The sequence below is a fragment of the Pseudooceanicola nanhaiensis genome (assembly GCF_020171315.1).
Taxonomy (GTDB): Bacteria; Pseudomonadota; Alphaproteobacteria; order Rhodobacterales; family Rhodobacteraceae; genus Pseudooceanicola; species Pseudooceanicola nanhaiensis_A.
On the sequence record NZ_JAIUZP010000008.1, the window covers coordinates 1 to 21,580 of the forward strand.

At 66.7% G+C, this 21,580-nt stretch carries 18 protein-coding genes and 1 tRNA gene; 4 read left to right on the forward strand and 15 right to left on the reverse strand.

Features of this window, described 5'->3' with window-relative positions; genetic code table 11:
* On the forward strand, positions 1–342 hold a 342-nt coding region (locus tag LCM32_RS14155; protein ID WP_224821731.1), incomplete at its 5' end, for a type I secretion C-terminal target domain-containing protein.
* Positions 343–693: 351 nt separating this feature from the next.
* Here the strand turns inward: LCM32_RS14155 and LCM32_RS14160 are convergent.
* From LCM32_RS14160 to LCM32_RS14230, 15 genes are all read right to left on the reverse strand, one after another.
* Positions 694–783, reverse strand: a tRNA-Ser gene (locus LCM32_RS14160).
* Between the two features lie 113 nt (positions 784–896).
* Positions 897–2,357, reverse strand: a complete 1,461-nt coding sequence (cls, locus tag LCM32_RS14165; RefSeq protein WP_224821732.1) for a cardiolipin synthase — start codon at positions 2,355–2,357, stop codon at positions 897–899.
* A 9-nt stretch (positions 2,358–2,366) separates the two neighbouring features.
* Positions 2,367–3,083: an alanyl-tRNA editing protein gene (locus LCM32_RS14170; protein ID WP_224821733.1), complete on the reverse strand. Its 717-nt coding sequence runs from the start codon at positions 3,081–3,083 to the stop codon at positions 2,367–2,369.
* Positions 3,080–5,602 carry a DUF3772 domain-containing protein gene (locus LCM32_RS14175; RefSeq protein ID WP_224821734.1) on the reverse strand — a complete coding sequence of 841 codons (2,523 nt, stop codon included), beginning with the start codon at positions 5,600–5,602 and terminating at the stop codon, positions 3,080–3,082. The genes LCM32_RS14170 and LCM32_RS14175 overlap by 4 nt, the downstream gene beginning before the upstream one ends.
* Entirely contained in the window at positions 5,602–6,633 is a 1,032-nt protein-coding gene (locus LCM32_RS14180; protein ID WP_224821735.1) for a cysteine synthase A, read from the reverse strand. The genes LCM32_RS14175 and LCM32_RS14180 overlap by 1 nt, the downstream gene beginning before the upstream one ends.
* Positions 6,634–6,698: 65 nt before the next feature.
* Positions 6,699–7,817, reverse strand: coding sequence for an NUDIX domain-containing protein (locus tag LCM32_RS14185; protein WP_224821736.1), 1,119 nt, complete (start codon positions 7,815–7,817; stop codon positions 6,699–6,701).
* 1 nt (position 7,818) lies between these two features.
* Positions 7,819–8,265 (reverse strand): TrgA family protein, encoded by a 447-nt coding sequence (locus LCM32_RS14190; protein ID WP_224821737.1) that lies wholly within the window; start codon positions 8,263–8,265, stop codon positions 7,819–7,821.
* Complete coding sequence (locus LCM32_RS14195; RefSeq protein ID WP_224821738.1) at positions 8,265–9,476, reverse strand: SAM-dependent methyltransferase; 1,212 nt, start codon at positions 9,474–9,476, stop codon at positions 8,265–8,267. Before LCM32_RS14195 ends, LCM32_RS14190 begins: the two co-directional genes overlap by 1 nt.
* Before the next feature lie 67 nt (positions 9,477–9,543).
* On the reverse strand, positions 9,544–10,971 hold the full coding sequence (locus tag LCM32_RS14200; RefSeq protein WP_224821739.1) for a cryptochrome/photolyase family protein: 1,428 nt from the start codon (positions 10,969–10,971) through the stop codon (positions 9,544–9,546).
* A 232-nt stretch (positions 10,972–11,203) separates the two neighbouring features.
* Entirely contained in the window at positions 11,204–12,427 is a 1,224-nt protein-coding gene (locus LCM32_RS14205) for an aminotransferase class V-fold PLP-dependent enzyme (protein ID WP_224821740.1), read from the reverse strand.
* Between the two features lie 88 nt (positions 12,428–12,515).
* The gene (locus tag LCM32_RS14210; protein WP_224821741.1) at positions 12,516–14,153 is read right to left on the reverse strand and encodes a BCCT family transporter; all 1,638 of its coding nucleotides are present in this window, start codon (positions 14,151–14,153) and stop codon (positions 12,516–12,518) included.
* 25 nt (positions 14,154–14,178) lie between these two features.
* Positions 14,179–14,595 carry a universal stress protein gene (locus LCM32_RS14215; protein ID WP_224821742.1) on the reverse strand — a complete coding sequence of 139 codons (417 nt, stop codon included), beginning with the start codon at positions 14,593–14,595 and terminating at the stop codon, positions 14,179–14,181.
* Between the two features lie 261 nt (positions 14,596–14,856).
* Positions 14,857–15,372, reverse strand: coding sequence for a DinB family protein (locus LCM32_RS14220; RefSeq protein WP_224821743.1), 516 nt, complete (start codon positions 15,370–15,372; stop codon positions 14,857–14,859).
* Between the two features lie 221 nt (positions 15,373–15,593).
* A complete protein-coding gene (aroB, locus tag LCM32_RS14225; protein WP_224821744.1) occupies positions 15,594–16,715 on the reverse strand; it encodes a 3-dehydroquinate synthase in 1,122 nt (373 codons plus the stop codon).
* A complete protein-coding gene (locus LCM32_RS14230; RefSeq protein ID WP_224821992.1) occupies positions 16,712–17,290 on the reverse strand; it encodes a shikimate kinase in 579 nt (192 codons plus the stop codon). The genes aroB and LCM32_RS14230 overlap by 4 nt, the downstream gene beginning before the upstream one ends.
* Before the next feature lie 392 nt (positions 17,291–17,682).
* On the opposite strand from LCM32_RS14230, the gene LCM32_RS14235 reads away from it, so the two are divergent.
* From LCM32_RS14235 to LCM32_RS14245, 3 genes are all read left to right on the forward strand, one after another.
* Positions 17,683–19,113: a hypothetical protein gene (locus LCM32_RS14235; RefSeq protein WP_224821745.1), complete on the forward strand. Its 1,431-nt coding sequence runs from the start codon at positions 17,683–17,685 to the stop codon at positions 19,111–19,113.
* 10 nt (positions 19,114–19,123) lie between these two features.
* Positions 19,124–20,074: a site-specific tyrosine recombinase XerD gene (locus tag LCM32_RS14240; protein WP_224821746.1), complete on the forward strand. Its 951-nt coding sequence runs from the start codon at positions 19,124–19,126 to the stop codon at positions 20,072–20,074.
* Positions 20,075–20,197: 123 nt separating this feature from the next.
* Positions 20,198–21,526 carry an HlyC/CorC family transporter gene (locus LCM32_RS14245; protein ID WP_224821747.1) on the forward strand — a complete coding sequence of 443 codons (1,329 nt, stop codon included), beginning with the start codon at positions 20,198–20,200 and terminating at the stop codon, positions 21,524–21,526.
* Positions 21,527–21,580: the final 54 nt, after the last annotated feature.

Genomic DNA, 21,580 nt, shown 5'->3' on the forward strand with positions numbered 1-21,580 from the left:
GGCGGCAACGACACCCTGCTGGGCGGCGGCGGCAAGGACACGCTGGAAGGCGGCATCGGCGACGACCTCCTCACCGGCGGCGGCGGCCCGGACCTCTTCGTCTTCCACGACGACTGGGGTAACGACACGATCACCGACTTCGCCGTTGGCAACGGTGAGAAGATCGACCTCTCCGGCGTCACTGCGATCACCGGCTTCTATGACCTGCTGAACAACCACCTCGTGGATGACGGCGGGACCGCGGTGATCCAGGTCGGAAGCAATACGATCACCTTGGGCGGGGTGCTCTTCTCCGACTTCGGCTTCTCGGGCCTCTACTCGGGGAACGACTTCCTGTTCTGAGGACGTCGGGCTTCTGGTGAACCGAAAAAGGCCCGCCGTGGTGTCGCGGCGGGCCGTCCCGTCTGTGCCTCCCGCCCTGCGGCCGGGGGCTGTGTCGCCGGTGCGGATCAAGGGGACCAGCCTTTTGGGGCCTGAGCCTAGGCAAAGGTCATGTTGAAGGCTGGTACAGATCATGCGCCGGATCAGAACCGAAGCTCCGGTTTGACCGGAAGGGCCGGTTCAAATTCCGTCGGCGCGGAGAGAGTGCTCACGTCGCGAACGGTCGGCCGACAGATCACCGTCCAATTCCCTTTGAATGCACGGAAAAATCCGGCTTCAAGTGAAACGGTGAAACGATGTCTTAAGGGAAAATGGCGGAGAGACAGGGATTCGAACCCTGGAGACGGTTTCCCGCCTACACACTTTCCAGGCGTGCGCCTTCGACCACTCGGCCACCTCTCCGGTTTGGCTTCAATAGCCGAAGCACGGGGAAAGGTTCAAGAGGAGAAGCGACGCTTTCCGCAGGGAAATTTCCGTTTTTTTCGGACACCCTGAAACCGCCCCGAAATGGCCCCTCAGAGGACCGGCCCCATCATGGCGATCGTGTTGTAATAGGCCCGCTGCCACAGGCCCCAGTCGGTCACATCCTTGGCGGTCACCGGGTCAGAGACGTCAATATAGCTTTGCTGGCGGGCGCGCAGCTGCGCCGTCACGCCGCGATCTTCCAGCAGGATGTTGTTCTCGTAGTTCAGCTCGAAGCTGCGCCGGTCGAGGTTGGCAGAGCCGATAAGCGCGATCCGCCCGTCGAGGGTGAGGGATTTCGCGTGCAGCAGCCCCTCGGTGTATTCGTAGATCTGGACGCCCGCCTTCAGCAGATCGACGTAGTAGCTGCGGCTGGCGGCGGCCACGACGAAGGAATCGTTGCGCTCCGGCAGGACGAGAATCGTCCGCACCCCGCGCCGGGCCGCGCTGCAGAGCGCCGATTGCATCGGCTCCGTGGGGACGTAATAGGGCGTCGTCAGCACCAGCTCCTCGCGGGCACCGTGCATGAGCGCCTCGAAGACCTCGGGCATGGCGGTGGGGCGCACCGTGGGGCCGGTCCCGATCACCTGCGCGGTGATGCCCGGTTCGCGCAGCTCGCTGGACGGCGGGCCGATCAGGTCGCGCAGGTCGTCCTCGTGGTGGGCCATCCAGTCCTCGGCAAAGAGCCACTGGTTCTGGCGCACCACCGGACCCTCGAACCGCAGCATCAGGTCCACCCAGGGGCCGTATTTCTTCTTGGGAAGGAATTCGGCGTCGGCGCAGTTCTGGCTGCCGCAGTAGGTGATGCGCTTGTCGATCACCACGATCTTGCGGTGGTTGCGCAAATCCATACGCCCCCGAATCGGATGCAGCACCGGGTTGGACACCGGCAGCGCACGGGCCAGCCGCACCCCTGCCCCCTTCATCCGCGCCCAATGCTCGGAGCGGATCATCTTGCGCGAGCCGATGTCATCCGCCATGGCCCGGACGATGACGCCGCGCCCGGCGGCCCGGATCAGCGCCTCGACCACGGCGAGACCGCTGCGATCGGCCAGCCAGATGTAGAAGAGCACATGCACATGATCCTGCGCCGCATCGATATCGGCCACGATGCTGCGGATCGCGGCCTCTGAATCGGCCAGCAATTCCGCGCGGTTGCCACCTACCGGGCCAAAGCCGTTGATCGATTCCCCGGTGCGGAAGAGGTGCAGGTATTCGGCGCTCGGCAGGGTGAAATCCCCGCAGGGGTTCGGCGGCGTGTCGGGGTTGCGCAGGACCTCGGCCATCTCGCGGTAGCGTGCGGCGCGCCGGCTGCCGATGTTGGTCTCGCCGAAGAGCACATAGGCGAGGATCCCGAAGGCCGGCAGCGCCATCATCACGAGCAGCCACGCCATGCGGGACGAGGGTTCGCGGTTGGGGCGCAGAAGCGCGCGCAGGATGAAGCCGATCTGGATCGCGCCATAGGCCAGCAGCAGGGGCCAGCTGGTCAGGAAGGCGACGATATGCGGCCCCATCCCGCGGCCTCAGTCCAGGAGAAGCGAAACGCGGCGGTTCTGGCGGCCCTTCTTCTCGATCTTGCCGAGGCGCGCCGTGCCGATCTCGCCCGTTCGGGCGACATGGGTGCCGCCGCAGGGCTGAAGATCCACCTGTTCCGCCCCGTGGCCGATCCGCACCAGACGGATGCGTCCGGATCCGCGCGGCGGGCTGACGGACATGGTTTTCACGAGGTCGGGATTGGCGTCCAGTTCCGCATCGGTGATCCAATGCTCGGTCACCGGCAGGTCCCGGGCGATCAGCTCGTTCAGCGCGGTCTCCAGCGCGGCCTTGTCCTCCGGCGCTTCGGGCATGTCGAAGTCGAGCCGCCCCTTGCCGGCACCGACAGCGCCGCCGCTCACCGGCAGCGGGATCACGACGGAGAGCAGGTGCAGCGCCGTGTGCATCCGCATATGGGCGAAGCGCACGTCCCAGTCGAGTTCCTGCCGGACCGGCGCGCCGACGGGCGGCAGGTCCTGCGTCTCGTTCGGCACAAGGATGACCGCATCCCCCTCGCCTTTCACGGCGGTGGCGATATAGACCTCGCCCTTCTCCCAGATCACGGCCCCGCAGTCGCCGGGCTGGCCGCCGCCGTTGGGATAGAAGATCGACCGGTCGAGGATCAGCCCGCCATCGTCCGTATGCGCCACCACCGTGGCCTCGGCCTCGGCAAGGTACGGATCCGTACGATAGAGCTGCTCGGTCATCTGTCCTCTCCTCCGCCGTCGTCGGTGCCGATGTCATCGGAGGTCATATGTTGCGCTGCATCAGGCAACTTGTCCACCGCGTCGCGCTTTTCCGGGCCCTGTGCGGCGGGCGCCGGATCCGGTTGCGCCGGTCCGCTGCCGCCGGAGGTCGGCGCGGGGTGCAGTTTCTCGGGGTTGCGGATCCACAGATCGCGCTGTGCGAAGGGGATTTCGATCCCTTCCTCGGCAAAGCGTTCGGCGATGGTGTGGTTCAGCTCGGTCTGGATCGGCAGGCCCCAGAGCACGTCGCGGATGATCAGCCGCACCTCGAAGTCGAGGGAGCTTTCCCCGAAGCCCTTGAAATAGACGAAGGGCGCCGGGTTATCGAGGACCATGGGATGCGACTTGCCGATCTCCAGCAGGATCTCCTCCACCCGGCGGGTGTTGGTGCCATAGGCCACGCCCACGGTCAGGATCACCCGGCCGATGTTGTTGCCCCGGGTCCAGTTCGTCACCGTCCCCGAGATGAGATCGGCATTGGGCACGATCACGTCGGTGCGGTCGAAGGTCTCGATCCGGGTGGAGCGCACGGAGATCGACTTCACGATGCCCATCTGCCCGTTCACTTGGATCCAGTCGCCCTCGGAAATTGGCCGCTCCACCAGCAGGATGATGCCCGAGACGAAGTTCTGGACGATGTTCTGCATGCCGAAACCGATACCGACCGACAGCGCACCGGCCACATAGGCAAGCGCCGAGAGGTTGATGCCCGCGGCGGTGATCGCGATGATCGCGGCGAGGAAGATCCCGACGTAGCCGAGCCCGGTGACGAAGGCCCGCTGTCCGCCGGCGTCCAGCTTGGTCTTGGGCAGGATCGTGGTGCCGAGCGCCCCCTGCGACAGCCGCGTCAGCCCGAGGCCGATGGCGAAGACGATCACGAAGGTCAGGAAGTTGCTGGGCGAAATCGTCGTGTCGCCGAGGCTGAAGCCCTGCATGAACTGGGACCAGAGCTCGGCGAGGTCGGTGGTGCGGGCGCCCCAGATCAGCGCGAAGACCGGCAGCGAGCCGAGGACCAGCAGCGCCGCCGCCAGCACCGGCGTCAGGGCCTCGTCCACGTGGGCCCGGTTGCGGGTGATCAGGACATAGATCTCGACGACGATGCGCTGCACCACGACGATCAGCGCCAGCAGGGCCAGCGACCGGATCATCGGCATCACGAGGGCGTCGGCCATGGCGAAATAGCCGATGGCGCCGGCCAGCGGGCCCAGAACGGCGATGGCGATGGTAAACCGGCCCAGCAGGAGGACCAGCTGCATCAGGAAGCCGATGCTCTCGGAGGGGTCCTGTTCGCTGCGGGCATGGGCCATCAGCAGCTGGCCGAGGCGATAGAGGACCGGCCCTGCCGCAAGCAGCAGCGGGAAGAAGATCACGTTGCGGGCCTCGGCGGACCAGTCGGCATAGGCCCCGGCGGCCACCAGCAGCTCGTAGACGAAGAGCAGCAGCCCGAGGAAGACCGCGTAGAAACGCCCCTCCAGCCTTTGCGGGCGGCTCAGGCGCAGGGGCGGATCGGTGACGTCGGACTTCGGGAACATTTGCGTCCCGAGCCAGAAGATGATGAAAAAGTTCACCCCGCCCTTGAAGGCCGCCCCCAGCAGCGCCTCGCCCTGTGGCCCCACGAGACCGGACATGAAGGAAGCGACGAGGATCAGCCCAAGACCGGCGGCGGGCAGGATGATCTGCCCCAGCGAGATCACCAGCCCCAGAAGCCAGCGTTCGGCGGTGCGGTTGCGGTCGCGCACCTTGTCGGACCAGCGCTCGACCCAGCTGCGCCCGCGCAGCAGCACGAAGCCGGCAAGCGCCAGCGACAGCAGCACGGCGGGCAGCGACCCGCGCAGGCTCTCGCTTCCGGCGCGGCGCCAGTTGCTCTGCACTTCTGCGACCAGCCCCATGAAGCTGCCGGTCAGGCTTTCCGCGGCGGTGGGCCAGTTGCCGGGGTTCAGGGGCGTCGGCCCCAGTTCCAGCAGCTGGTTCGCCTGCCGTTCGCGCAGGATGCGGTCGATCTCGCGGATCAGGGCATCGGCGCGGCTGTAGGCGACGCCTGCAGCGGTTCCGGGCGCGCGCAGCTCTGTCAGGCGGGCGGTGATCTCTTCGCGCTGCTGCGCGATCTCGGGCGCCTCTTCCCCGGTCTCGGGCGGGGCGCCAAGCGCGTCGAGCTGCGCCTGCACGCTGGTGATCGTGCTGGCGTTGATCTGCTCCGCGCCCTGAAAATGGTCGCGCCAGCTGACCAGTTCGGCCCGCAGGTCGCTCATGGTGCTGCTGGTGGCGGCGTTGTCCTCGATCGCCGTCTCGGCGCGTTCAGCGACCTTGTCCCAGTCGGCGTAGTTGAGCGCGCCATCGCCGCTTTCCCCGTCCTGCGCCTGAACGGCGGTCGGGTGGAACGGCGAGAGCACCCCTGCCCCGGCGCCCATCAGCGCCAGCAGGAGGATCAGAAGACAGGAGCGGAGGGCCCGCGGCAGCACGCTACGGCGGGCCGGGCTCATCACTCCGAGAAGACTCCGGGGATGGAGCGGGGGCTTTCGGTCATCCATGAGGGGGTCGGCAGGCCTTGGTCTTTGAGGAAACGCGGATTGAACAGTTTGGACTGATATCGCGTTCCGTAGTCGCAAAGCACAGTGACAATCCTGTGACCCGGTCCCAGCTCGCGGGCCAGACGCACGGCGCCCGCCACGTTGATCGCCGAGGACCCGCCAAGGCAGAGCCCCTCTTCCGACAGCAGGTCAAAGACGTAAGGCAGCGCCTCGGCATCCGGCACCTGGTAGGAGAAGTCGGGCGTGAAGCCTTCGAGGTTGGCGGTAATCCGCCCCTGCCCGATGCCCTCGGTGATCGAGGTGCCTTCGGAGGCCAGCTGACCGGTGGTGTAGAAGGAATGCAGCGCCGCCCCCATCGGATCGGCAAGGGCGATCTTCACGCCCTTGGGCTGCAGCGCCATGGCCACGCCCGCCAGCGTCCCGCCGGAGCCCACGGCCGCGACGAAGCCGTCGACCTTGCCGCCGGTCTGTTCCCAGATTTCGGGGCCGGTGGTCTCGATATGGGCCTGACGGTTGGCGACGTTGTCGAACTGGTTGGCCCAGATCGCGCCATGCGGCTCAGATGCCGCCAGCTTCTCGGCCAGACGCTGGGAATAGCGCACGTAGTTGTTGGGGTTCTTGTAGGGCGCCGCCGGCACCTGGACCAGTTCTGCGCCCGCGAGGCGCAGCATGTCCTTCTTCTCCTGAGACTGGGTCTCGGGGATGACGATAACGGTCTTGAAGCCCATCGAGGCGCCCACGAGGGCAAGGCCAATGCCGGTGTTGCCCGCGGTGCCTTCGACGATCGTGCCGCCCGGCTCCAGCGTACCGCGGGCGATGGCGTCCTTGATGATGTAGAGCGCGGCGCGGTCCTTGACCGACTGGCCGGGGTTCATGAACTCCGCCTTGCCGAGGATCTCGCAGCCGGTTTCCTCGCTGACTTTCCGCAGGCGGATCAGGGGCGTCTTGCCGACGGCATCTGCCAGGTCCTTGGCCACAAACATCACTGAACTCCTTCTCACGTCGCGGATGATCTGCCCGGAAGATGTAGACCCCGCAAAGGGCTAACTCAAGCCGGTGTGCGCAATCGGGGACGCTCGCGCTGAAGCCAGAACATCAGCAGGATCAGGGGCCCGTTATCGGCCTCGCCGGAGGACACCAGTTCCATGACACGTTCAAACGGCAGAATATGTGTCCGGATGTCCTCGCCTTCCCCTGCCACCCCGAAGCCCGTTCCGCCCTCGTCGGGCAGGTCTGCAAGACCCACGTAGGTGTGCAGCAGTTCGCTGATGCAGCCGGGCGACGGGTAATAGGTGTTCACATGGCGCAGATCGGTGATCTCCAGCCCCGCCTCCTCCACCGCTTCGCGCCGGGCACAGGCCTCTGCCGTTTCGCCGGGATCGACGCGCCCCGCGACGGGCTCCAGCGACCAGGGCCAGGGGCTGCCGTTGTTGTAGGGGCCCATGCGGAACTGTTCCACCAGCAGGACGGTGTCCTTCACCGGGTCATAGGGCAGGATCACCGCCGCGTCGGGCGCGATGAAGACCTCGCGGCGCAGCACCTCGGTCATGCCGCCGGAATAGAGCGGATGGCGCAGCTGCTGCACCTTGGTGAGGTAATAGCCCGCGTGGGTCGTCTCATCGGACAGCAGTTCGACCTGATCGGCGCGCCGTTCGCGGCCCAGCGTGGGCGCGGGATCCTGGGCTGCGCGCAGGCGGCTCAACGCCCGGGCCCGCACCTGCGGATAGCGCCAGCCCAGTTCATCGGGCGGGATCTGCCCGAAGTAGCCCATGCACTCCCGTGCGGCCATGCGCGCGGCCTCGGCCCAGCCTGCCTCCCACGAAGACAGTGACCAGGGCGTTTCGCAGGCGTCCTCGGCGCTTGGCGGCAGGTAGACCGACACGGCCACCTCCGCACCTGCCGCATCGTGGGCGACGCCGGGCCAGAGGTGATAGCCGAAGGCCTCCTCGTACCAGCTCACCCTGTCGAGGGCGGCCCCCTCCAGCGAGACGATGGCGCCCTTGGCCTTCTCCCCCTCCGCCGCGAGGCAGATCGGGTAATCCTCGCCCGCGACCGAGACGACCGTGTGATCCTTCAGGAAACCGGGCCGCAGCGTGACGGGCGTGCCCGCAACGATTTCCAGCAGCGGCTGATGCCGCAGCGTCCCGTAGATGAAAATGTCCGTCATGCTACCGCCAGCGGCGACCCGCCATGTTGGTGAAAATACCGGCCAGCATCCCGCCCACGGCGAGCGTCCAGAGGATATGCATATGCAACAGGTGCTGTCCGTAGTCGCCCGCGATCGGGAAGAGCGAAAGAAGCGCCTCCATCGGGCCGTCGAAGCGGCGTTCCAGCGACAGCCGGAGCGCCTCGTTCCCCGCCTGCAGGGCCACGGCCCAGAAGACAAGGACCGCCACCGCCGTGATGCCCATCACCGCGGCATTGCCGTGGCTGAGGCTGCCGTCCGCGCGCTTGCCGAGGGTCGTCCACCCCACCAGCAGCCCCAGCACCATGTTCAGCGGAAGCATCCAGCCGAAATTGGTCTCGTCGGGCATGACTTCCTGCACCATGCCGGAGACGACAAAGGCGAGGATGAGAAGGCAGATAGCACCGATGAGGCGCGCAGCAGTGGGCATCAGGAGGGCCGTGTGATGGTGATCTGGGTCACGTCGCAGTTCTCGGCCCGGAAGGTCGCGGCGCAGGAGGTGAGGTAGAAGTTCCACATCCTCTTGAACCGGTCATCGAAGCCAAGCTCGGCCACCTGATCCCATCTCTCGTTGAAGGTGTCATGCCAGCGCCGCAGCGTCTGCGAATAGCTCTGGCCGAATTCGATGTGGCGCGCGACTTGCATCCCCGCCTTCTCCACTTCGGCCTTCAGGGCCGTGGGGCTGGGAAGCATCCCGCCCGGGAAGATGTACTTCTGGATGAAGTCCACGCCCTTGCGATAGGTCTCGAAGCGGGCGTCGGTCAGGGTGATTATCTGCAGCGTGGCGTTCTTGCCCGGGCGCAGCCGGTCGCGCACGGTCTGGAAATACTGCGGCCAGTACTTCTCGCCCACGGCCTCGAACATCTCGATCGAGGCGATGCCGTCATAACTGCCGGTCTCGTCGCGGTAATCCTGAAGCTTGAAGGTCACAAGGTCGGAAAGCCCTGCCTTTTCAATGCGATCCTGCGCAAACTTCAGCTGTTCCCTTGAGATCGTCAGCCCGGTCACCTTCAGGCCACGTTCCTTCGCGGCATATTCCGCGAAGCCGCCCCAGCCACAGCCGATTTCCAGCACGTGATCCCCGGGCTGCACGCCCATCTGGTCCACCATGGAGGCGTACTTCTGGATCTGTGCCTTCTCGAGGTCCTCCTGCCCGGTCTCGAAGAGCGCCGAGGAATAGGTCATCGTCTCGTCCAGCCAGAGCCCGTAGAACTCGTTGCCCAGATCGTAGTGGTAGGAGATGTTCTTGGCAGCCTGCTTCTTGGTGTTGCGGTTCATCCAGTGCCGCATCCGCTCGTAGAGCTGTACGAACTTCATCCCCGGGAAGCCGCCGTAGAGGTCCTCGGCGGTGGCATCGAGGATCAGGTCCATGAAGGCCTGCAGGTCCGGCGTGGACCACCAGCCCTCGATATAGGCATCGCAGAAGCCCAGATCGCCCTCGCGCACGAGGCGCGCGAAGGTGTCGGGGTTGTGGACATGGAGCTCGGCCACGCGGCCCGGTGCCTTGCCCTCGGCGCGGAACACCCGCCCGTCCGGCATCCGGAAGTCGATCCGCCCCTGCTCGATCTCCTTGGCCATCTCGAAGACCTGCGCGAAGTAGCGCGGCAGGTCTTTTTGATTTCTGGTGTCGTTCAGGATCATCTTAACAACCTGTTCATATTTCCCATTGCTAGGACGGAAGGCCGATAGGTCGCAAGCGATTGTTCCGTCACGGGGCTTTGTCGCGGGACTCGTAGGCTTCCAGTGCCCGTTTCCTTCCCGAATCTAGTGCGATGAGGCGATCCGGATAGGGCGCGTCGGGCGACATGGCCCAGGCTTCAGGGATAGCGTTGAAATAGGCGCACGCCGTCGCGGGAGGCTGCGCGGATGTCTCCGCGATCCAGGTCCGTACATAGACGCCGTCGGGGTCGAACTTATGCAATTGTGTCTCGGGATTGAAGACCCGAAAATAGGGGGCCGCATCCGGGCCGCATCCTGCAACCCATTGCCAGCCCATGGCATTCGAGGCCGGATCCCAGTCCACGAGGCAATCCTCGAACCATGCCATGCCCACCCGCCAGTGCACCATGAGGTGCTTGGTCAGGTAGGAGGCGACGACCATCCGCGCGCGGTTGTGCATCGTCCCGGTGACATACATCTGGCGCAGCGCCGCATCCACGAAGGGCTCGCCTGTCCGGCCCTGTTCCCAGGCCTGCACCTCCTTCAGGCGCCGGTCCTCGCGCCAGGGGAAGCTGTCCCACTCGGGCCGCCAGTTGTCGGTCAGCATATGGGGGGTGTGGTACATCAGGTGGTAGGCGAACTCGCGCCAGACCAGTTCCTTGAGGAAGGTCTCGGCCCCCGCCTTGCCCGCTTCCTGCGCCCGGAGCCCCGCGTGCCAGCATTGGTGCGGCGAGATTTCCCCGAGACTCAGGTGCGCCGAGAGCATCGAGGTCCCGTCCCGGTCGACCCGGTCACGGTCGGATTTGTAGCTCTCCACCCCCTGCGCCATGAAATGCCCCAGCCGGCCCTGCGCGGCCGCTTCGCCAATGGGGGCATAGGCCTCCAGCACCGCCGCGCCACGCCGCATGGGTGCCTCCAGTTGCCAGTCCTCCAGCCGGTCACTCGCGGGCCATGTGGCGGGCGCCGGGATCGTCTCGGGCTTCGGCAGCGGTGCCTCCACCTCGCGGTCCTTCACGGCCCGCCAGAAGGGCGAATAGACCTTGTAGTAGCTGCCCTGCCCGGTCTCCACGGTCCAGGGTTCGAACATCAGGTGCCCGCCGAAGCTCTTCGCCTCGATCCCCTGATCCCGCAGCGCCTCCTTGACCCGCGCGTCACGCTCCTGCGCCTCCGGGTCATAGAGCCGCGTCCAATAGACCGCCTCCGCGCCGGTCTCCGCGACCAGTTCGTCCAGCACCTCACGGGCGGGCCCTGCCCTGAGGATCAGCCGGCTGCCCGCCTTGTCCAGCGCTTCAGAAAGAGATTGCAAGCCCTTGGAAAGGCGCCACTTTGGCGCGGCGCCGAGGGTATCTACCGAACCATCGCGGATATGCACCGGGATCACCGGCCCGCCGCGTTTCACGGCAGCTACGAGCGCGGGATGGTCTGTGAGGCGCAGGTCGCGGCGCAGCCAGAGCAGCGTGGGTGCAGGATCGGTCATGGAAGGCCCTTCAGTTTAGTCGGGATACGGCCCCCGGGCCGGATCGGATCGCTTGGGCGGGCGGAAAAAGACTTTTGAAGTAAAAGTCTTGGGAAAAGTCTTGGGCAAGACTTTTCGGCGCGGAGGGTCGGGCGTGGTGCGCGGCTGCGAGGGCGTTGGGGGGCCGTCTGCCCCCCTTGGCCCTGTCGGGCCAATTCCCCCCGAGAGTATTTCGGGAAAGATGAAACGCGGCTCAGAGCACCTGATCGAGGGCGGTGATCAGCTGGGTGACCTCCGCCGGCGTGGTGTAGTGGGTGAAGCTGAGGCGCAGAACCCCTTTCGCCGGGTCGATCCCCTGTGCCTGAAGCGCACGGACGGCGTAGAAATCCCCGCCCCCGGCCATGACCTTGTGGGCGGCCAACTGGCGCGCGACGGGCTCGGCGGCGCGGTTCAGGTCGACGGCGACCGTGGGCGCGCGGCTGGCGGCCGTTGCGGGGCCGAGCAGGCGCAGATCGTTCCGGTTGCCGAGGTAATCGAGCAGCGGGGCCAGCGTCGTGACCTCCTGCGCGCGCATCAGGTCGTGGACCGCCGCCGCGCGGGTGGCCGGATCGGCGGGCGCGTCATGGTGGTGGGCATAGAGCGCGTCGATATAGTCGGCCATCCCGGCACAGGCAGCCACCTGCGCGTGATCGGGGCCTGCGGGGGTGAAGCGCTTGTAGAGCGTCTCGCCGTTGAAATAATGCGCCTGGTTCGGCAGTTCGCGCGCCAGTGCCGGGCGGATCGCCATGATCCCCTGATGCGGGCCATAGGTCTTATAGGCCGAGAAGAGATAGATATCGGCCCCGAGGTCGCCGACGTTGGGGATGCCGTGGGGCGCATAGCTGACGCCGTCCACGCAGGTGAAGGCCCCGGCCGCATGGGCGATGGCGGTGATCTCGCTCACCGGGTTGATCTCGCCCACCACGTTGGAGCAATGCGGGAAGCAGACGAGGCGCACGCTCTCATCCAGCATCTCTTCCAGCCGCTCAGGGTCGAGGTGCCCCGTCGCAGGGTCGATCTGCCATTCGCGCACCTCGATCCCCGCCTCGGCCAGCCGCCGCCACGGGCCGGTGTTGGCCTCGTGGTCCTGATTGGTCACGATGATCGCCTCGCCCGGCTTCAGCCATGCCCGGACAGCCTGTGCCAGAGCGTAGGTGTTCGCGGTGGTGGACGGGCCGAAGGACAGGTCCTGCGTGTCGATCCCCATCATGGCCGCCAGCCTTGCCCGGGCCTCGTCCATCTCGGCGCCGCCGGCCTCGGAGGCCGGATAGGGCGCGTAGGGCTGCACCTTGCGTTCGCGATAGAAGCGCGTCAGCCGGTCATAGACCGGGCGGCACATGTAGGAGCCGCCCGCGTTTTCAAAGAAGGCCCAGCCATCCAGCGAGGGCTCCTCAAAGGCCGGGAACTGTGCCCGGACGAAGTCGAGATCGAGTGTCATATCTTGGGTCATGGGGCGCATCAAAAAGCGAAACCGCCCGCTGGCGCAAGGGCCAACGGGCGGTTCAGGTGTCACATCCGTGCGGGCGTCAGCGTCGTTCGGAGGCAAGCCCCTTGATGATGGCCCAGCACATGATCAGGAGCACGATCGTGAACGGCAGACCGGTGGAGATCACCATGGACTGCAGCGAGGCCAGACCGCCCGCCGAAAGCAGCAGCACGATGGCCACCGCGCCCTCGAAGACGCACCAGAACACCCGCTGCGGCACCGGCGCATCGACCTTGCCGCCCGCTGTGATCGTGTCGATGACCAGCGAACCGCTGTCCGACGAGGTGACGAAGAAGACGATCACCAGAACGATGCCCACCAGCGAGGTGATGCCGGTCAGCGGCAGGAAGTCGAGCATCTTGAAGAGCTTCAGCTCCAGCGCCGCGTCCTGTGCCGCGGTATAGCCTTCCTGCACGACCTGCTGGATCGCCACGCCGCCGAAGACCGACATCCACAGGACGCAGACCAGCGAGGGGATCAGCAGCACGCAGATGACGAATTCCCGCACCGTGCGGCCGCGCGACACGCGGGCGATGAACATGCCCACGAAGGGCGACCAGGAGATCCACCAGGCCCAGTAGAACGAGGTCCAGCCCTGCATGAAATTCACGTCCTCGCGGCCGATCGGGTTCGAGAGCGCCGGAAGGTATTCGATGTAGGCCAGCAGGTAGTCCCCGAAGCCCGTGAGGATCGCCAGCGTATGGCCTGCCAGCAGCGTGAAGAGCAGCAGTACGAAGGCGAGGCCCATATTGATCTCGGAGAGGATCTTCACCCCGCCGTCGAGGCCGCGCAGCACCGAGATCAGCGCCACCGTCGTGATGGCCGAGATCAGGATCACCTCCGTGGTCGAGCCGATCGGCACGCCGAAGAGCTCGTTCAGGCCCGCGTTCGCCTGCGTTGCCCCGAAGCCGAGCGAGGTCGCAAGGCCGAAGAGCGTGGCAAAGACCGCCAGCGTGTCGATGATGTGGCCCGGCCAGCCCCAGACCTTCTCGCCCAGGATCGGGTAGAAGGCCGAGCGGATCGTCAGCGGCAGCCCCTTGTTGAAGCTGAAGAGCGCAAGGCTCAGCGCCACGACAGCGTAGATCGCCCAGGGGTGCAGCCCCCAGTGGAAGATCGTCGCCGCCATGCCGAGGCGGATCGCCGCGGCCTCGTCGCCCTCGGCCCCGCCGAGCGGTGCCCAGTCGGTGCGCACGCCGTTCTCGACGGTGGTGCCGCCGAGGGAGGTCGAGAAGTGGGTCAGCGGCTCGGACACGCCGTAGAACATCAGGCCGATGCCCATGCCGGCGGCGAAGAGCATCGCGAACCAGCCGACATAGGTGTAATCCGGCGTCGCCTCCGCCCCGCCGAGCCGCACCTTGCCGAGCGGCGTGACGATGAGCACGAGGCAGAAGATGACGAAGATGTTCGCCGCGCCCAGGAAGAACCAGTCGAAGGACTTGGTCACCGTGTTGAAGAGCCAGGAGAAGACGGCGCCCGCCTGCTCCGGCAGGGCCAGCGTGTAGAACACGAAGGCCACGATGGCGACGCCCGAGATCAGGAAGACGGGGTTGTGGATGTCGAAGCCGAAGGGCCCGACGCTGCCGTCGATATTGTCCTGTCCGATCTCGTATTCGGTGTCGATGGCATTCACGTGGCCCTCTGGCTCTGGAATGCCCTGATTGGTGGAGTCTTCGGCCATGGCCGGTTTCCTCTCTTGTTGTTGGTCAGCCGCGCACGACGAGGACCGAGGCCTTGGAATGGCCCGCGATGGTCCCGCCGTTCGACGGCCAGATGTAATCGGTGAGATTGGGGAGATGGCTCGCCATGATGACGAGATCGGCCCCCACATCGTCCACCGCCTTGAGAAGCGTGCGGTCGAGGTCGATCGTGGGATCGTGGCTGGTCACCGCATGGGCGGTGGCCTCGTGGCCGTATTGCGCAGCCTGAGCGGCAGCGAATGCGTCCAGCTTGGCCGCGTATTCCGCCGGGTTGTGCGCGATCGGGCCGGGTTGCGGCGAGGTGACGCCGACATAGACGACCGGCGCACCGTAATGGCGCGCAAGGTCGGCGGCACAGGCAAGAGACCGGTCGAGCCGGTCTGCGTGGGTCAGGTCAACGGGGACCATCAACTTGGTAAACAATTTACTCCCTCCTGGTCCGCGCCCGCAGGATCTGGTGTCCCGGCTGGCGGCGCATGATCGGATCCCGTGTCCGCACGGGGCGCGTGCGGATCGTGGGGGCGGATGAAATGGATCGTCCGTTAACCCTACGTCGCCCAAAGGATGGGCGGAAACACGCGCACGGCACCACATAGGGGAAAAGCGACATTCGTCATGTCGATTTTCACGTTTCCGTCGAGGAAACGTGACTTTTACTGTCCGTTTGCTGAGACGCAGCCCGGCTCAGGCCCAGGGGCCGGTTTCCGGAAGAAAGGCGAGATCCGTCACGCCGGGGTCCTTGCCGATGGCCGTGAGAAGCCCGTGAATCTGTCCGCGATGATGGGTCTGGTGGTTGAACATATGCGTGATCAACTGCGCGCGGTTGGCCCGGACATCGGCCTTGATCGATCCGGAGTACCACGTCAGCTCACCGGTCACATCGGAGGCCTCGAGGCCTGCCGCCCAACCAAGGAGCGCCGCATCCATCTTCGCCCGCTCGGCCCGCCAGTCCTGCGCAGACGCGGTCAGGCTGCCGCTCTCCTTCTGGATCAGGTCCGGCTTCGGCAGGCCGGCAAAGCGCGACATCCACATCTGATCGGCCCAGAGGATATGGTTCGCCGTGCTGAGGAGAGAGCCGAAGAAGGCGCCCCTGTCCTCGTGCAGCGCGGCGCTGTCGAGGGTGTCGAAGACCTCGGCGATCTGCCAATTCTGCCACGCGTTGTAGCGGGCCATCATGAGGCAATAGGCTGGTGTGATCATCGGCGGACCTCCGGGGCGGCTGGAGGAAATGTGAGCGATGGTGCCTCGCGGTGCAAGAGGCGCCGCGCGGGACCGGTTTGGCCGAACATGCCCTGCGCGACGTCAAGGGCCCGTCGTGCCTCGGGCGGCGCGCGCCCGTCACCCTTTGGTCGAAAACGCTCTCGAGCTCCGGATGTCCGGAGCTTGGAAGCGGCCGCCTATGACCTATTTCTTTATTTACTTCAGCGCCTTGCGAGGAGCGCGTCATCCAGCAGCTTAAGCACGGCTTCGCGCGGCACATCCGCCGTCACGAAGGCCTGCCCGATGCCGCGCGCAAGGATGAACCGCAGCTGGCCATCCACCACCTTCTTGTCCTGCGCCATCAGCGCCAGCAGCCCCTCCGCATCCGGCAGATCGCCCGGAATGTCGGCAAGGTCCACCTTCATGCTCATGTCGCGCAGATGCGCCCGCACGCGGCTCGGCGCTTCCTGTGCGCAGAGCCCCAGCCGCGCCGACAGCTCGAAGGCCAATGCACAGCCCACCGCGACGCCCTCGCCATGGAAGAGCCGGTCGGAATAGCCCGTCGCCGCCTCAAGCGCATGACAGAAGGTATGGCCGAGGTTCAGCAACGCGCGGTCGCCCTGCTCGGTCTCGTCCCGGGCCACGATCTCGGCCTTCATCTCACAGGCGCGGGTCACGGCGGCGATCCGGGCCTCGATGTCGCCGGCGGCCAGCTTCGGGCCCATCTCTTCGAGCCAGTCGAAGAAGGCCTCGTCCCCCAGCAGACCGTATTTCACCACTTCGCCGTAACCGGCGAGGAAATCGCGCGGCGTCAGCGTGCCGAGCACGTCGATATCCGCCAGCACGAGGCTCGGCTGGTGGAAGGCGCCGACGAGGTTCTTGCCCGCCGCGACGTTGATGCCGGTCTTGCCGCCGACGGAGCTGTCCACCTGCGCCAGAAGCGAGGTCGGGATCTGCACGAAGCGCACGCCGCGCCGCAGCACGGCCGCGGCAAAGCCCGCAAGGTCACCGATCACCCCGCCGCCGAACGCCACGACCACGTCGCGCCGCTCGACCTTCTGCTCCAGCAGCCATTCCACCGTGCGGGTGAAATGGGGCCAGCTCTTCGTCGCCTCGCCCGCAGGCAGGGTCAGGGCCGTCATCTCGATCCCCGCCGCGGCCAGTCCGTCGCGCAGGGCGTCGAGGTGCAGCGCGGCCACGTTCTCGTCCGTCACCACGGCGACGCGCGGGCGTTTCAGAAGCGGCGCGATCTCAGCCCCGGCCCGGGCCAGCAGGCCGGTGCCGATGCGGATGTCATAGGCCCGCTCGCCAAGCTCAACACGCAAGGTTCTGGGATCGCTCATGATTTCTCCAGCACATCGGGCCGTGTCAGCAGCGCCTGCACCACGCGGTCGCAGGTCTGTTCGATGCTGAACTCCGGCTTCGTCTCAACCGTCAAATCGGCGAGCGCATAGGTCGGCACCCGCGCCTCGTAGAGGCCCTTGAGCGTGCCATAGGGATCCGGCGCGCGCAGAAGCGGCCGGGAATCGCGGTGTTTCACCCGCCGCCAGAGCAGATCGAGATCGGCCTTCAGCCAGACGGAGATCCCCCGCTGAGAGATCATCTCGCGGTTCTGCGGCTGCATGAAGGCGCCGCCGCCGGTGGACAGGATCCGTCCGCCCGCGTCGTCAAGCTCCAGCAGGCGACCGATCACCTGGGTTTCCTTCTTGCGGAAGAATCCCTCACCGTCCCGTGCAAAAATCTCGGAGATCGTCATCTGCGCCGCGGCTTCGATCTCCGCGTCCGAATCGACGAAAGGTGCCTCAAGAGCTGCCGAGAGGGCCTTGCCGACGGCCGTCTTTCCGGCCCCCATCATCCCAACCAGCACTACCGTTTTTTTCAGCGTCCAGCCCATGCCCCCCGCGCCGTTCTCGGCCATCATTTGCCAAATTTCCGTTACTCGCGCCTCAATGACGTGATCTTGTGCAAAAGGCCAGTTATAAGTTCCCGAAAGAAGCAGGCAAACCGGGGCAGATTTCATGTGGCGAGTCATCAAGTGGCTGTTTTATCTCGTAATCCTTCTATTCATTGCACTGGTCGCCTATGCCTATATCGGACCCTTCTTCGGCGCGGACTTCTCGCCGCCGGCGGATGAGATCCGGATCCCGGTGGAGCTCGATGCCCAATAGCGCCCAAGCGCTTTTCCTGACTGCGTTTCTGGCTGCCGCGTCTTCGGCGACGGCCCAGACGTCTGCGTCTCCGGCGTCGGCCTCTCCGGCGCAGGGCCCCTCGCCGATCTCCGCGATTGAATGGCTCTCCAGCCCGGCCGCGTTGCCCAAGCTGCCCGTGCCCGCCGAACCGCCGGTCAGCCGGACGGCGACGGCCCCCGACGTGGCGGTGACGCCGCTCGACGAGGTGCATCTGGGCGCCGTCGGCCTGCTGCCGCAGAGCGTGACGGGCCTGCCCGCCGACATCTGGCAACGGTCCGAGGCGCAGGCGCTGATCCGCCAGATCGCGGCGCTCGATGTCTCGCAACTGCCCGCGATGCAGTCGCTGCTCTATACGCTCCTCCTTGCGGAGGCCGAACCGCCGCTCGATGCCGGGCGCGGGGCGCCGCTCCTGATGGCACGGATCGACAAGCTGACCGAGCTTGGCGCGGTGAACCCGGCGCTTGCGCTCATTGAACGTGCGGGTCCGGAGGGTCATCCCGGCCTCTTCCGCCGCTGGTTCGACCTGTCGCTTCTGGCCGGTCAGGAAGATCTGGCCTGCGGCACCATGCGCCAGCGTCCGGACCTGGCGCCCTCCTATGCCGCCCTGGTCTATTGCCAGGCGCGGGGCGACGACTGGAACGCCGCCGCCGTCACGCTGGTGAGCGCGGGCGCCCTCGGTGATCTGAGTTCGGCCGAGAACCGTCTGCTGGGCCAGTACCTCGACCCGGCCCTGGCGGAAGAGGCGATCCCGCTGCCGCCGCCCGCGCAGATCACGCCGCTGATCTTCGCCCTGCAGGAAGCCGTCGGCCAGCCGCTGAGCGCCGCCACCCTGCCCCGGCCCTATGCCATGTCCGACCTGCGCGGCCTGTCCGGCTGGCGGGCCGAGCTTGAGGCCGCCGAACGGCTGGCCCAGACCGGCGCCATGTCGGAAAACCGCCTGCTGGGCCTCTATACCGCCCGGCGGCCTGCTGCCTCGGGCGGGATCTGGGACCGGGTGCAGGCCGTGCAGCGGTTTGACCGCGCCCTTCAGGCCAACGACACACCCGCGATCTCCGCGGCCCTCGGCCCGGCCTACCGCGCCATGGCAGAGGCCCGGCTGGAAGTGCCCTTCGCCCGGCTTTACGGGCCGCAACTGCGCGACCTCGGGCCGCTGCCCGGCCCTGCTGGCCGCAGCGCCGCCTACCGGGTGTCGCTGCTCTCGCCGGGATACGAGGCCACCGCCGCCGCCCTGCCGCCCGAAACCGCCGAGGAGCGCTTCCTCGCTGCCCTGGCCGCGGGAACCCCGGGCGAGGTCCGTGCCACCAGCCCGCTGGGACGCGCCGTGACGGCCGGTTTCGATCCCGCCACCCAGCCTCCCGAGGAGATCACCGAGCGGATCGCCTCCGGCCATCTGGGCGAGGCGATCCTGCGCGCCATGGCGCTCTATGGCCGGGCCGCCAGGGGCGATCTCTCCGACACGCCCGCAGCCATCGCGGCCTTCCGGGCCGTGGGCCTCGAAGACACCGCCCGTCAGGCCGCGCTGCAGCTGATGCTGCTCGACCGGCGCGGCTGAGGCCCCCGTTATGGCAACGGCTGACCACTGGATTTCCGCCTTTCTGGAAGCGCAGGCCGCCGAACGGGGCGCGGCCCGCAACACGCTGCTGGCCTATGGGCGCGACCTCTCCGACGCCGCCCGCTGGCTGGAGCGCAACGGCCCCGGCCTCCTGCAGGCGCAGCGCGCCGATGTGGAGGGCTACCTCGTCTCCTGCGAGGCGGAGGGGCTGTCGCGTGCAACCCGGGCCCGGCGGCTCTCGGCGCTCAAGCAGATCTACCGCTTTGCCTTCGACGAGGGTTGGCGCGGCGACAACCCGGCGATCCAGATCGCGGGTCCGGGCCGGGACAAGCGCCTGCCCAAGACGCTGACGGTGGAGGATGTCTCTGCCCTGCTCACCGCGGCCCGGGATCATGGCCGCAGCGCGCCCGACGCCATTCGCAACACCTGCCTCGTGGAACTGCTCTATGCAACAGGCATGCGGGTGACCGAACTGGTCTCGCTGCCGGTCTCGGCGGCCCGGGGCGATCCCCGGATGCTGCTGGTCATGGGCAAGGGCGGCAAGGAACGGCTTGTCCCGCTCTCCGATCCGGCCCGCGCGGCGCTCGCCCGCTGGCTCGTCACCCGGGACGCGGCGGAAGAGGCCGCGCGCCTCAAGGGCAAGACGGCCTCGCGCTTCCTCTTCCCCTCGCGCGGCAAGGAAGGCCACCTGACCCGCCACCGGTTCTACCTCTTGATCAAGGAAATCGCCCTCGTGGCCGGGATCAACCCCGACCGGGTTACGCCGCACGTGCTGCGCCATGCCTTCGCCACGCATCTGCTGGCCGGCGGCGCCGACCTGCGGGCGATCCAGACCCTGCTGGGCCATGCCGATCTCTCGACGACGGAGATCTACACCCACGTCCTCGACGAGCGCCTGCGCGAGCTGGTCGAAACCCACCACCCGCTCGCCCGCGATCCGCAGACACCGGACGGCGACTGATCTGCCCCCGGGGGAACGTGGCCTCAGCGCCACCTCTGCCCCCCTGCCTCACCCACGACCTTGAACGCCGCCGCCCCCGGCCCCATAACCGGGTGAGCCTCACGCACCTTTTTCGGGACCGACATGGAAGACATCACCTCTCAGATCGACACTGCCTTCTGGCTCACGACCGCGGCGATCCTCGGGCTTCTGGTGCTGTCCGCCTTCTTCTCAGGCTCCGAAACGGCGCTGACCGCCGCCTCGCGCGGCAAGCTGCGGGCGCAGGCCGACAAGGGCTCGCGCGCCGCCGAACAGGCGCTCTCCATCACCGAGGACAACGAGCGGCTGATCGGCTCGGTCCTCTTGGGCAACAACCTCGTCAACATTCTCTCCACCTCGCTGGCCACCGCGCTCTTCACCCGGGTCCTCGGCGACGGCGGCGTGGCGCTTGCCACGCTGGTGATGACGCTCCTCGTGCTAATCTTCGCCGAGGTGCTGCCCAAGACCTATGCCATCACCAATGCCGAGGTCGCCGCCGCCCGCGTCGCGCGCCCGATCTCGATCATCGTCAAGCTCTTCGCCCCCATCGTGGCGGCGGTGCAGATCCTCGTGCGCGGCGTGCTGCGGCTCTTCGGCGTACGGATCGACCCGGACAGCAACGTCCTCGCCGTGCGCGAGGAAATCGCCGGCGCCCTGAATCTCGGCCATTCCGAGGGCGTGGTGGAAAAGGAAGACCGTGACCGCATCCTCGGCGCGCTCGACCTCTCCGACCGCACGGTCGAGGAAATCATGCTGCACCGCTCCCAGATCGAGATGGTGAATGCCGACGACTCGGCCGAGGCGATCCTCGCCCAGTCGATCGAAAGCCCCCACACCCGCCTGCCGGTCTACAAGGGCGAGCCCGAGAACGTCATCGGCGTGGTCCACGCCAAGGACCTCGCCCGGCTCATGCACCGCCTTGCCATCGAGGCCAGCGATCTTGCCTCCAGCCTGAAGAACTTCTCGCTGAACGACGTGATGATGAAACCCTACTTCGTCCCCGACACCACGACGCTGGACGAACAGATGCGCCAGTTCCTGCACATGCGCTCGCACTTCGCGCTCGTGGTGGACGAATACGGCTCGCTCCGGGGCCTGATCACGCTGGAAGACATCCTCGAGGAGATCGTGGGCGAAATCACCGACGAGTTCGACCCGCTGGCCGAACATGCGATCCGCAAATCCGAGGACGGCCAGTTCGTCGTCGACGGTGCCATGACGATCCGTGACCTGAACCGCGCGATGGAATGGAGCCTGCCCGACGACGAGGCCAACACGATCGCGGGCCTCGTGATCCACGAGGCGCAGTCGATCCCCACCGTGGGTCAGGTCTTCTCCTTCCACGGCTTCCGCTTCGAGGTGCTCGGCCGCAAGGACAACCGCATCTCCCGGCTGAAGATCCGCCCCCTCCCGGTCGCGCTCTCCACCGACTGACATCCACTGTTCCCAAATATCCTCGGGGGTGAATTGCGGGCGGAGCCCGCAAGA